General features: G+C 41.2%; 13 protein-coding genes. 2 read left to right on the forward strand and 11 right to left on the reverse strand.

Annotation, left to right across the window (positions count from 1 at the left end):
- Positions 1-52: 52 nt before the first annotated feature.
- Complete coding sequence (gene gldB / locus GPM24_RS02545; protein ID WP_158825165.1) at positions 53-1,096, forward strand: gliding motility lipoprotein GldB; 1,044 nt, start codon at positions 53-55, stop codon at positions 1,094-1,096.
- 80 nt (positions 1,097-1,176) lie between these two features.
- On the opposite strand, the gene GPM24_RS02550 is transcribed toward gldB, so the two are convergent.
- The 11 genes from GPM24_RS02550 to GPM24_RS02600 form a co-directional block, all read right to left on the reverse strand.
- On the reverse strand, positions 1,177-1,380 hold the full coding sequence (locus GPM24_RS02550) for a hypothetical protein (protein WP_158825166.1): 204 nt from the start codon (positions 1,378-1,380) through the stop codon (positions 1,177-1,179).
- Positions 1,381-1,444: 64 nt separating this feature from the next.
- The gene (locus tag GPM24_RS02555; RefSeq protein ID WP_158825167.1) at positions 1,445-2,311 is read right to left on the reverse strand and encodes a DUF4349 domain-containing protein; all 867 of its coding nucleotides are present in this window, start codon (positions 2,309-2,311) and stop codon (positions 1,445-1,447) included.
- A gap of 159 nt (positions 2,312-2,470) precedes the next feature.
- Positions 2,471-4,120: a glycosyltransferase family 39 protein gene (locus tag GPM24_RS02560; RefSeq protein WP_158825168.1), complete on the reverse strand. Its 1,650-nt coding sequence runs from the start codon at positions 4,118-4,120 to the stop codon at positions 2,471-2,473.
- A gap of 106 nt (positions 4,121-4,226) precedes the next feature.
- Positions 4,227-5,126 (reverse strand): ATP synthase F1 subunit gamma, encoded by a 900-nt coding sequence (gene atpG / locus GPM24_RS02565; RefSeq protein WP_158825169.1) that lies wholly within the window; start codon positions 5,124-5,126, stop codon positions 4,227-4,229.
- Between the two features lie 85 nt (positions 5,127-5,211).
- Complete coding sequence (atpA, locus tag GPM24_RS02570; protein WP_158825170.1) at positions 5,212-6,786, reverse strand: F0F1 ATP synthase subunit alpha; 1,575 nt, start codon at positions 6,784-6,786, stop codon at positions 5,212-5,214.
- Between the two features lie 41 nt (positions 6,787-6,827).
- Positions 6,828-7,373, reverse strand: a complete 546-nt coding sequence (gene atpH, locus GPM24_RS02575) for an ATP synthase F1 subunit delta (protein WP_158825171.1) — start codon at positions 7,371-7,373, stop codon at positions 6,828-6,830.
- An 84-nt stretch (positions 7,374-7,457) separates the two neighbouring features.
- Positions 7,458-7,967, reverse strand: a complete 510-nt coding sequence (gene atpF / locus GPM24_RS02580) for a F0F1 ATP synthase subunit B (protein WP_158825172.1) — start codon at positions 7,965-7,967, stop codon at positions 7,458-7,460.
- A 148-nt stretch (positions 7,968-8,115) separates the two neighbouring features.
- Positions 8,116-8,322 carry an ATP synthase F0 subunit C gene (gene atpE, locus GPM24_RS02585; protein ID WP_158825173.1) on the reverse strand — a complete coding sequence of 69 codons (207 nt, stop codon included), beginning with the start codon at positions 8,320-8,322 and terminating at the stop codon, positions 8,116-8,118.
- 47 nt (positions 8,323-8,369) lie between these two features.
- Positions 8,370-9,449: a F0F1 ATP synthase subunit A gene (gene atpB, locus GPM24_RS02590; RefSeq protein ID WP_158825174.1), complete on the reverse strand. Its 1,080-nt coding sequence runs from the start codon at positions 9,447-9,449 to the stop codon at positions 8,370-8,372.
- 14 nt (positions 9,450-9,463) lie between these two features.
- A complete protein-coding gene (locus GPM24_RS02595; RefSeq protein ID WP_158825175.1) occupies positions 9,464-9,844 on the reverse strand; it encodes a hypothetical protein in 381 nt (126 codons plus the stop codon).
- A complete protein-coding gene (locus tag GPM24_RS02600) occupies positions 9,841-10,071 on the reverse strand; it encodes an AtpZ/AtpI family protein (protein WP_233268717.1) in 231 nt (76 codons plus the stop codon). Before GPM24_RS02600 ends, GPM24_RS02595 begins: the two co-directional genes overlap by 4 nt.
- Before the next feature lie 72 nt (positions 10,072-10,143).
- Between GPM24_RS02600 and porW the strand changes: the two genes are divergently transcribed.
- Positions 10,144-12,963, forward strand: a complete 2,820-nt coding sequence (gene porW / locus GPM24_RS02605) for a type IX secretion system periplasmic lipoprotein PorW/SprE (protein ID WP_158825176.1) — start codon at positions 10,144-10,146, stop codon at positions 12,961-12,963.
- The last annotated feature ends 1 nt before the right edge of the window (position 12,964 follow it).

Here is a 12,964-nt window from a genome sequence, read left to right on the forward strand (position 1 = left end):
CAGTTGCTTTATTTTATTGCAACTCAAAACCACTAAATTTGTTTAAAGGACAATGAAGATGCCCTGTAAAAGCAAATTAAAACATTTTTACTTATATATTTTAGGTGTAGCGCTCCTAACCGCGTGCAAGCAAAACAAAAAGGTTGACGTAAGCCATATCAAACTGGAGGTACATGTACAACGGTTTGACAAGGAATTTGACCAGCTACGCACACCGCCTATGCATCCCAAGTCGGTGATGCTGTACCAAAAGTACGGCAGCTTTTATAACGACTTTATGGAACGCATTTTACAGGCCGGTAAGCTAACTGATACTGCCACCTGCTATGATAACCTGCGCCGCGTATTTGCCGGCAAGCCATACAACGATTTAAAGCAGGAGGTTGACCATGTTTTCCCTAACCTGAACAAGCAGGAAGCTGAACTTACCGACGCATTTAAGCGCATCAAATATTATTACCCCCAAAAGCAACTCCCTAAGGTTTACGCCTACGTTTCAGGCTTTCAGGCGCAAACCTCTATTGGTAACGGCTACTTTGCCGTTGGGCTTGATTTGTTTTTGGGCGCCGATTCCAAATTTTACCCGGCATTGGTTAATGCTTATCCTCGTTATATATCCCACCGTTTTACGCCAGACAATATTGCACCACGTGTGGTAGAAGGCATTGCCCGCGAAGATATGTTTCCGGAACAGGAACGCGACAAATCATTACTGGCTAAAATGGTTCATGAAGGAAAAATCATGTACTTTTTGGATCAGGTACTGCCCGATGCCCCCGACACCTTGAAAATTGGCTATACTCAAAAGCAACTGGACTGGTGCCAACAGTTTGAAAAGAATATATGGGGATACTTTTTGGAAGAAAATCTGCTATATGAAACCGATTACCAGAAATTGCAAAAATATTTGAACGAGGCCCCTTTTACGCCGGGCTTAGGTGAAAACAATGAGTCGGCCCCAAGGCTGGGTATTTGGACGGGCTGGCAAATTGTGCGTGCTTACATGCAAAAGCATCCTAATGTTACCTTGCCACAACTAATGAACAGTGCCGATCCGCAACTGATTTTAAATGAATCGGGCTATCACCCTAAATAATTTTACAATAAACATAAAAAAACGGGCTTCCTGAAATATATCAGGAAGCCCGTTTTATATAAAGACAGTGCAGAGTTGACTTAAGCTTTTAAAATAGCAAACACACCTTTTAACGCTATCAGAATACCGATAACTAAAATGATGTTAGATAAACTGGTAAACAGAAAGCCGTGGCCAAACCATTCATCTAAAAAGCGGACAAAAACACCCGCTAAGCCCACAATAACGGCTGCTGTAATAGTAAAATAAATACTGGTAGCGTTAGCTTTTTGCATTGAATCCATCAGAGTACTTTTTTAGTTGCGGCAAAAATATAAATGTTTGCTTAAAGTTGGTAATGCTTTTTACTTAAATGTGAGATAAAGTTGCACGTTGCCTGCGTTTGTACCATTTGTAGGTGAACCATGCACCCAGCCCCAACAGTAAAAATACCCATAAATTAGCCAGTCCAATAAATAGATCGACAAATAAGTTCCATCCATTAGTGAATGCAAAGGCAAACCTGCTCATAAACGGTGCTCTGTATGTATCCGGATCATCGTTTGCAATTACTTCTTTCACAATAGTATTACTTTGATAAAGGGTTAAGTCTACTATGCTGTTTCTTACCGCGTCGTCTGTTTGTAGGTTGCTCACTTTCTGGTCTATCATATCGTCTTTAAGCGCTAAAACATCAGCTGGCTTTTTTATGATGATTTTCCCTTGCTTTTGCTGAGCAATTATTTCTGAACGGCTTTCGAGCTTTAACTTATTAGATAAATAGGCTAATGTCATATCCTCAACATCCATTTTACGGACATTAACATACAATCCCAGCTTGCCTACCCTGGTCATGAAGTGTTCTAAGCTATCGGACGGAACTTTAACTGTTAAATTAGCAGTGGTAGTGAAAGATGATACACGCATCAGCGAATCATCACTTCGTGATATATCATTGCTACGCTCAATGGTAGACTGCATGTGATGATGCATTACCATACCATGATAACCTTCGGTAAGGGCCACAATGCGTTCGCTGGTTTTATGAATATCTTTTACTTTCATATTCATTTCGGCTGTTTTAACCAGTTTAGGTTGGTTGGAATCGGTGGCAACGCTATCAGCTGTTGAAGACATAGCTACGCTATCGCTGTTATTAATAGGTTCGTAGTGGCTATTGCCTTTGCAGGCTCCCAACAGGCAAAGCACGGCCAGGAGCACTAATAAGTTACTCATTTTCATTACATTAAGCTTTAAGGTTTTTTTATATTGATACCTTAATGTATCGAAAAGTAACCCGTATAAAACGGAGTATATTTTTGTGTGATAAAGTTGTTACGATTACAAAGGCTGGAATAGATATCCTTAAATGACAATTTAACTTTATAAACTGCCTTAGTGTAGTTCAATTAATAACACGCTTACATCACTTTTTAAACGGCCGTCAGTAGGTCTAAACTCGTCTACTTTGCGTCCTAGTTGATTAAGATGTTTTTCTAACCGTTCCATACCATCATGGTTTCTGTAGTACCATTGCGGCATATCTACATACTCACCAACCTTAGCATCCAAAGTGTTGTAAACAATCCATATGCGTTTGGCGTGTAAAGATTTCAGTTCTGCATCTGTTTTTAAAAGATAATCTTTGAAGTTGCTAGTTGTATTACGGAAGTCGTGCCCCAACACTGCGTTAAAATGTAACGGATAAATTGATTTATAGAACGTATAGCCAGGTATATCCGTTCGGTGAATATATACCGCATCGCCTTGGTGAATATGCTGTTGCAGATAGAACAAGGCCTCGCGTTGGTACGACTTTTTGTAATCCGCAAACAAGCGCGGCTTAATCACCTGCTCTAACGAATTTTTGAATGGGCCGAAAAGTAAAAGTGCAATTAAGATATAACGTATCACTTTAACAAATAAGCCTGGCCAAACAATTGCTTCACAGCCACTCGCCAGTAAAATAATAATATAGGGTGCTAAGTAAACCGTTAAACGCTCATGAAACGGATACAGCTTTAGCGCTGATGTACTCACAGTTATAAGTATAGCAATACCAACCAGCAGTAAAAAGCGTTTATTGTATTTATAGAAGTAAGGAACGCCCAGCGCTAAAAACAAAAGGGGACCAAAAGCCATCCGGTTCAAAATTTGTTTAATTACATTATGCTCCGACCAATCGTTATACCAGCTTAACCCTACCGGATAATGCAAAAAAGAAAATACCCGATGCAATAACCACATCGCAGCCGGCACGGGCGATAGTGGGATATAACCATCATGTTTTTGCCAAAAATCAACCAGCCAACCACTTTCTGAACCTTCTTTGGCATACAAGAAATAACTAACGGCAAAACTGAGAAGCCACATGGCACCGGGAACCACCATTCGAATTAATGCCTTCCAATTACGCTTTGTGGTATAGCTAATAGCAAGAGTGATACCAGTAGCGGCTAATACAAATATTGCAGTATAAGTAAACCATACAATAATAGAACCATATATACCCCAAACCAACAATTTGCGCCAGTGCGTTTGGTTTTGGTATTTTATGAAAAGCCATAGCACTATTAATGTGGCTAACAGCTCGGTACCATAGGGCTTAGCCTCAACGTTATGATATATAATTGGAGGCGAAAAGGCCAGCATAGCTAAACCTACCACTACCCCTAAAGGCTTTAAATAATACCGCGCTACAGGTACAAATAAAAATAAAGACAATAACCCACATATAAGCGGATAAAGCCGCAATGCCATTTCATGGTTACCGAATACCCACACACAAAAACGTGATACCAGTAAATATCCAAGTGGTGCTTTTTGCAAATATGGCAAGGGGCGTGTTAAAATTTCAACTAAGCTTTTGTTAACAATACCAGCTGATAAATAAATTTCATCTTCCCATAAAGAGCGGTTGTAGAAATAGTGATACAGCCGTATAAACGCACCTATAGCAATTACAGTCCAAAGAGCAATATGATATACTTTTTTGTGTTTAGTACCAGGAAAGTCATCGGCTTTAAGATTTAACTGTGATAGCATGTTGGCAAGTAACTGTATTTGCGGAAGATATAATATTTCCTTAATACGACAAAAAGCCGAAAGAGTTCATCTTTCGGCTTTTTGTCGTATTAAGAGTTGTGCGGGATTAACCGTTTGACAACGCAGCTGCGCCGCTTACAATCTCCGTTAACTCGGTAGTAATTGCAGCCTGACGTGCTTGGTTGTAAGATAGTTTTAAGCTTTTCAGTAACTCACCGGCATTCTCAGTAGCTTTGTCCATGGCTGTCATGCGGGCGCCATGCTCAGAGGCATGTGAATCCAATACTGCACGGTACAATTGAATTTTAATATTCTTAGGAATCAGCTGTTCAACAATGGCTTGTTGTGATGGCTCCAGAATATAATCAGTTTGTGATACTTCTGCTTTATTTTTTAGCTTGGTGTCTTCCTCAACCGCTTTAGGCACAGGCAATAATTGCTCGGCAACTAATACTTGCATGGCTGCGTTGCGGAAGTGGTTATAAACCAGTTCTACCCTGTCAAACTTACCATCTATAAAACCTTGCATAATAGCTTCGGTAATTTTAGATACATTGGTAAATGTTAAGTCAGAATACACTTCGTTGTTATCACCAATTACATTAAAGTTGCGTTTGGTATAATAATCTTGCGCTTTACGGCCAATAGCTACTACAGAAACATTACCAGCTGCAAACTGATCTGCGTATTTGTCGGCAATCAGATTGTTAGCAGTTTTAATAGCATTTGTATTGAAGGCACCAGCCAAACCGCGGTTTGAAGATACCACTACAATCAACACACGTGCAGGCTCGCGCTCTTGCAGGTACGGAGAAGCACCAGTTTCAATACTGGCAGATAAGTTTGCCAGCATCTCTTTTAGCTTATTAGCATACGGACGCAAATCAACAATAGCATTAGTAGCTCTTTTCAGCTTAGCTGCCGAAACCATTTTCATGGCTTTGGTAATTTGCTGTGTAGAGTTTACAGATGCAATACGGTTTCTTACTTCTTTTAAATTAGCCATTGTTATGGGGTAGAAAGCAGAAAGTAAAAAGTGAAAAGGCTTACTTTTCTAACTTTCTACTTTCCACTAAGTACTTACTACTTAATTAGTATTTTCCTGCCAGTTCTTTAGCTACTTGCTCAAGAACACCAGTGATGTTGTCATCAAACTTACCCGCTTTTAAAGCCGCTAAAGTTTCTGGATGACGCAGTTCCAACTGGCTGGTATATTCGTTTTCGAATTCTTTGATTTTGTTTACCGGTACGTTACGCATCAGGTTTTTAGTACCTGCGTAAATGATGGCAACTTGTTTTTCTACACTTACTGGTGCAAACTGACCTTGTTTCAAGATCTCCACGTTACGGGCACCTTTGTCAATTACGTTTTTAGTAGCCGCATCCAGGTCAGAACCGAATTTAGAGAAAGCCTCTAACTCGCGGTATTGTGCCTGATCCAATTTCAAGGTACCGGCAACTTTCTTCATTGATTTGATTTGCGCATTACCACCAACACGTGATACCGAAATACCTACGTTAATAGCCGGACGTACACCTGCGTTAAACAAGTTTGATTCCAGGAATATCTGACCGTCTGTAATAGAAATTACGTTGGTAGGGATATATGCAGAAACGTCACCAGCCTGAGTTTCGATAATCGGCAAAGCAGTTAATGAACCACCACCTTTCACCAGGTGTTTAATTGATTCTGGCAAATCATTCATTTGACGAGCAATCTCATCATTTGAGTTGATTTTAGCGGCACGTTCTAGCAAACGGCTGTGCAGGTAAAATACGTCACCAGGATAAGCCTCACGGCCCGGTGGACGACGCAGCAACAACGATACTTCACGGTAAGCTACTGCTTGTTTTGACAAGTCATCATACACAATAAGTGCAGGGCGACCGGTATCACGGAAATACTCACCGATAGCAGCACCAGCAAACGGCGCAAAGAACTGCATTGGCGCAGGATCTGATGCGTTAGATGCGACTACGATAGAGTAAGCCATAGCACCATTTTCTTCCAGTGTACGAACGATGTTCGCTACCGTTGAAGCTTTTTGGCCACAGGCAACATATATACAAATTACTGGCTGACCAGCGTTGTAAAATTCTTTTTGGTTGATGATGGTATCGATACAAACCGCGGTTTTACCAACCTGACGGTCACCAATTACCAACTCACGCTGACCACGACCAACTGGAATCATCGCGTCGATAGCTTTGATACCGGTTTGCAACGGCTCGGTTACCGGCTGACGGTAGATTACGCCTGGCGCTTTACGCTCCAACGGCATCTCGTAAGTAGCACCCGCAATTGGTCCTTTACCGTCAATAGGCTCGCCCAATGTGTTTACTACACGGCCAAGCATACCTTCGCCAACTTTTAATGAAGCGATTTTTGAAGTACGTTTTACAGTATCGCCCTCTTTCACTTCATCATACTTACCCAGCAATACTACACCTACGTTATCTTCTTCAAGGTTCAATACGATACCTTGTAAACCATTGTCAAACTCAACCAGCTCGCCGTACTGTACTTGAGTTAAGCCATAAACGCGTGCAATACCGTCACCTATTTGGAGTACGGTACCCACTTCTTCTAATTCAGATTCTGACTTAAAGCCCGACAGCTGCTGACGCAAGATAGCCGATACTTCGTCTGGTCTAACCTCTACCATTTGTTATTTTATTTAGAGTATGTTTTTTAACTTAAATTTCCTTAAACTACTTTTTCGGCAAAATCCTTTTTCAACTTCTTTAAGCTGGTAGCTATTGAAGTATCAATTTGTCTGTCGCCTACGGTTAATATAAAACCGCCAATTAAAGCCGGATCAACCAGTGTTTGCAGGTTTACCTGAGCGCCGGCTATTTTTTGTACATCAGCGATGATTTCCTGTTTATTAGCCTCAGATAACGGCGCTGCCGAAACCACCTTAGCGTTAACAATTTTCATCTTGATGTTATATAGATTAACAAACTCCTGTGCAGCAGGGTATAGAACCTCACCACGGCCTTTGCTAATCATAATTTTGAAAAATGCCAGAGTGTTGGCACTTACCCTACCGGTAAATACGCCTTCCAGCACTTTCAGCTTTTTATCTTGTGAAATGATGGGGTTACGCAATACCGCCTGCAGCTGTGTGTTAGCCTTTAAAGTTTGCACAAAAAAGGTCATATCCTGTTTGGTAGCTTCTAAAGCGTTTTGCTCTATAGCTAAATCAATCAGCGATTTTGCGTAACGGGTTCCAACGGTTAATTCAGACATTTTCTATTGAGTTGTCTGTTGTCTGTTCTGTGTTGTCTGATAGTACGCTTTTCTGGCCCACAATTAACAACTCACAACCTACAACTATTTTACAGATACTTCTTTTAATAAATCAGCAACCATTGCATCCTGTGCTTGCTGGTCGGCTAATTGCTTACGTAATAATTTCTCAGCAATTTCTACCGAAAGACTAGCTACCTGATTTTTCACATCCGCCAAAGCAACTGCTTTTTGGCTGTTAATCTCAATGCGAGCTTGCTCAATCATACGGGCGCCTTCAGCATTAGCTTGGGCTTTAGCTTCGCCTACAATCTGATCTTTAATTTTACGAGCTTCGTTCAAAATCAAGTCGCGCTCGGCACGGGCTTGTTTCAGCAACTGCTCATTTTCGTTAGTCAGGCGAGCCATCTCTTCTTTAGCTGCTTCTGCTTTCAATAAAGCATCTTCAATAGAACGCTCACGTTCGCTGATAGCTGCCATGATAGGTTTCCAGGCAAATTTTGCCAACAGGATAAGCAAAAGAACAAATGCCACTGCGGCCCAAAAAACAAAGCCTAAATGATCATTTAATAAACCTTCAAATAATTCTTCCATCTTTTATTTAAATTCTTCTATTACACTATTTAACAACAGATCTCAAACCGTTTTAACCGGATAGAAATCTTTAGCGAGATTACATTTTAAAACCTTACCTGCCGCCAACCGCTGCAAGTAAGGTTTTAGATTTTTTGAGTAGGTAAAATTATTTACCTAACAGTGCAACTACCACACCGAACAGTGCAACACCTTCGATAAGGGCCGCAGCGATAATCATCGCAGTTTGGATTTTGTTAGAAGCTTCAGGCTGACGAGCAATACCTTCCATAGCTTTGCCACCTACCTGACCGATACCGATACCAGCACCGATAACTGCTAAACCTGCACCTAATGCAGCAATACTTCCAGTCATGTTTGTAAAAATTTAAAAGTTAAATATAGTGTATAATTATTTTAAAATTAATGATGATGTTCTTCAACGGCAGTACCAATAAACAATGCAGTAAGCATGGTAAAGATAAACGCCTGTAAGAATGCCACCAAAAGCTCCAGCACGTCCATAAACAATACGAATGGAACCGATACCAGAGATACCCACATTGATTTGAATATAAAAATCAGGGCAATTAAGCTTAACACGATAATGTGACCGGCCGAGATGTTGGCATACAAACGAATCATCAAGGCAAACGGACGAGATATCACACCGATTAACTCCACCGGGATCATGATTGGATATAACCAAACCGGTACAGGCGGCATAAAGATGTGTTTCCAGTAATACTTGTTGGCGCTAAAGTTAACCACCAGCATTACGATAAACGATAACACAAAAGTCATCAGGATATTACCCGTAACGTTAGCACCTCCCGGAAATAATGGAATTAAACCTAACAGGTTGTTCACCCAGATAAAGAAGAAAATGGTTAACAAAATAGGCATATAGCGCTCATAGCGATAACCAATATTTGGGCGGGCAATTTCATCACGCACAAACATAATAACCGGCTCAATGAATGACTGCAAACCTTTTGGCGCTTTACCTGCACGCTTGCGGTAAGCTGCAGCAACGCTAAAGAATATAATCAGTAGTATAATACCGGCAATCCACAAAGCCACTACGTTTTTAGTGATTGAGAAATCGTAGATATGTTTTGAAGCTTCTTTATCCACTTCGCCACCTGCATTTACTACGCGAATTTTATCTTCAACCAGTTTGTAAGTATAATACTTACCTTGATGAGCTTCAGTACCATGATGAAATTCAGAAGCCGAAAACATTTCCATGCCTTTATCGGTAAATAGAATAACCGGAAGTGGAATAGATGTTTCGCCACCTACATGCCAATAATGCGAGTCGCCGATGTGCTCCAAAATTGCAGTGGTTGGATTAAAGGCTTCCTGTTCTGCATTTTTGGCCTCTGTAGTGCCATTTTCGCCTTGTATAGCAAAAGTTTTACACGTGGTTAGTGTAAAAAAAACACCTAAAATTACGCTGAGTAAAGTTTTTTTTGAGTTCAAAATGTGCCTAAAATCCATTAATTGCGAGATTTTTACTTTTTATTTTGGACGCGCAAGTTAGTCAATAAACTGTAAACTTCAAAGGCAGTATACAAGAAATAAAGATAAAAAAAGTTGAGCACAAATATGATGTCATTTACCTTGAATTTGTACAAATAAATAAGCGCAAAAAACATGCATAAAAGCAGCTTTAAAGTGGTTCCGCCTAAAAATATCTGTCCGCCTAAACTACCGTTGCGTTGCTGACCATAAATTACACCCAGACAGAGCAGAAAGGTTAATGAAGAAAAAAACTGGAACATCAGCCAAAAATGAGGTAACAGCAAGTGGGTATATCCGGTAAAGTTTAGAAGCGCCGGTGGTAAAGCAATAGCTACTGTAACTACGCCAAACCCAATAAAAAAGCGTTTCAACTTTTTAATGATTTAACAACCAGATATAACGAGGCAAAAACACCAAATAATGATAACAAAGCAGTAACCCATTGCGTAGTATGCCCGGCGCGCTTATCTATCTCATAACCGATAAAGGTAAGTACCCCGATGATGAAAATCATTTGAAAAGCGATGCCTGTATACTTTATATAGTCGTTAGCCGGTTTGTTCATGTATTCGACCTGTTCCTGCAATAAATAATTCACCGGCAAATTTATTAAATGCGTTGCATAGTATTTAGTAAATTAGCCAATGCTTTTTGTTTAATTAAATTGAGCTTGAACTATTTTTTAAAATCTGCCAAACTTCAATCATTAGTACTGCTGCTTTTGCTGGCTGGCTGCTCACTCGAAAAAAAGAGTGCCGTTAACCGTGGCCTGCAAAATTTAACGGCCAAGTATAATATTTTGTTTAATGCTGATGAATTGTTGCAACAAAAGCAAGATAGCTACGCTGCTTCCTTTATAGATGCGTACGACCAAATATTACCCGTCTATCAGGATACAGCCTCGCACATTGCCAACACGTCTGATAAGGAACTGGATGCCGTTGTGGCAAAAGCCAACAATATCATCAGTATTAAAGAACAAAGCCATTACATAGGCGACGCTTACCTATTACTTGGCAAGGCAGCTCATTTAAACGCTAATTATTATAATGCAGTAGAGTTCTTTAACTACGTTACCCGCTCCTACCACAGTGAACACGATTTGGTTCAAGAAGCGCGTGCATGGCAAGTACGGTCGTTACTTTACTTAAATCAGCTGCCACTTGCCAAATCTATTTTAGATAGCGCTTTGCTCGACATCAACCCGAAAAGCAATCAAGCCGATGATGTTTATGCAGCAGGTTTGCAATACCATATCAATACCCGCCAATATACTGAGGCTGAGGAAATGGCTACCCAAGCTATTGCACACAGTTCTAATAAACAACAACGCCTGCGGTGGACGTTTATATTGGCACAGTTGCAGGAATTGAACCGCAAACCGGTTGATGCTTATGACAGTTATACACGCGTGGTAAAAAGCAATGCACCGTTTGTGCTGGCTTTTAATGCCGATTTAAACCGCATCCGCCTGGAAGATAACCGCAATGGCGCCCAGTTAAGCCGGACCGACCGCCTAAAACGTTTGCTTCGCAACCAGAACAATGAGGATTTTACCGACCAGATTTATTATCAACTGGCCGAGTTAGCCTTAAGCGACAATCATTTAGATGAAGCCATTAAAAATTATAAGCTTTCGGTTAAATACAGTCAAAAAAATCAAACACAAAAAGGCTTAAGCTATTTACGACTAGCTGATATTAGTTTTAAAAATCAAGGCGACTATGTAACGGCTAAACTTTACTATGATAGCACGCTGCTGAATTTGCCGCCAAATTATCCCGGTTATCAAACCATCCGCAGAAAGGCAGACAATCTGCAACTCCTGGCCGATCGTTTGCAAATCATCTCGCGCGAGGATACCTTACAGGCTTTGGCTAAGCTTGATGAGCCTACACGGGCCCGCCGCGTTCAAGAAATAACCAGCAGGCAGATGATTCAACAAACTGTTGCTGCACCGGTTAGCAATCCATTTACTAATGCCGATAACACGGTAGCACAAGGCGGCCCTGCTGACAATAACTCCTTTTATTTTTATAATACCTCTGCCGTTAGTCAGGGTTTTACTGATTTTAAACGCCGTTGGGGTAACCGTAAACTGGAAGATAACTGGCGACGCAGCGACCGTTATAATAGCGATATTGCCGTTAATGCGGTAAACTCTACCCAAGGCGTTGACCCAAGTATTGTTCCGGGCACCCTGCAAAAAAGCACAGCCGACGTGGCCGCATCTGGTTACCGTCAGGATTTACTGCAAAACATTCCGCTCACACCACAGCAATTGGCACAGTCAAACACACGTATCTATAATGCTTATGTTGACATTGCTAATTTTTACCGTGATATACTGGATGACAAACCCGAGGCTATCCGCATTTATGAGTTGCTGATTAGCCGTTTCCCGGATGATCCTAACTTAGTGGCCAATTATTATAATTTGTACCGTTTGTACAGTGGTATTAACCAGGCTAAATCAGATGAGTACAAAAATCTGATTCTAAGCAAATTTGGCAACACCACTTTTGCTAAGGTCATTAATGACCCGGATTATGCCCAAAGATTAAACGACAGGGATGCCGAGTTAAACGCATTTTACAACCAGATTTATGATTTGTATACACACCGCGAGTACCCGCAGGTAATTGCCCGCGCCGATGAGCTGCTGGTGCAATATCCAGACACTAAATTATCACCGCAGATAGCTTACTTGCGTACATTAGCATCCGGCCATCAGGAAAAAGTGCAGCCTTTCCGCAGCGAACTGGTTCAAATAACCAGCCGCTACCCTGACGACCGCCTGATTACCCCATTGATACAACAACACTTGGCTTACATTGACGCCAACCAAGCCGAAATGGCTTCCCGCCCGGTAGCACTGGTAGATACTGACCCAGACGCGATAGCATTTATACCGGCACCGGTAATGCAGCAAAACGTAGCAGTAACGCGTCCGACAGTGAAACAGCAGCAACCGGCAACACAGCCAGCGGTAAAGCCAACTGTACCAACAGCGCCCCCAGTTACTGTACCTAAGGTAATGCCGCCAGTAACACAACCTGTTACACCGCCGGTAAGTACTGCTCCGGTGGCAAAGGCTGCACCTAAACCAGCGCCCGAGCCGCCATCAATATTTAATAAGCGCGATAGTAGTCGTTACTATTTTGTGATTAATGTAACTAGCGGCAGCACTAATTTATCATCATCGCGTTTTGGCGTGGGGCAGTTTAACCGTACCAATTATCAGGGTGTGCAAGTCAGTCACCAGTTAAAACCTGTGGGTGATGATAATCAGTTGATATACGTGGGTCGGTTTAGCAGTTTGGATGATGTGAAGAACTATGCACGCGGCATTGTACCACTTTTACCACAAATCATGAAGGTTTCGGCCGATAAATACAGCTTTTTTATCATCACTCAAGAAAATCTGGATAAATTAGCCGACCGAAAATTACTGGATAGTTATACAGACTATTATCAGAAAAATTATTAGA

It is taken from the genome of Mucilaginibacter lacusdianchii (assembly GCF_009770985.1).
Taxonomy (GTDB): domain Bacteria; phylum Bacteroidota; class Bacteroidia; order Sphingobacteriales; family Sphingobacteriaceae; genus Mucilaginibacter; species Mucilaginibacter lacusdianchii.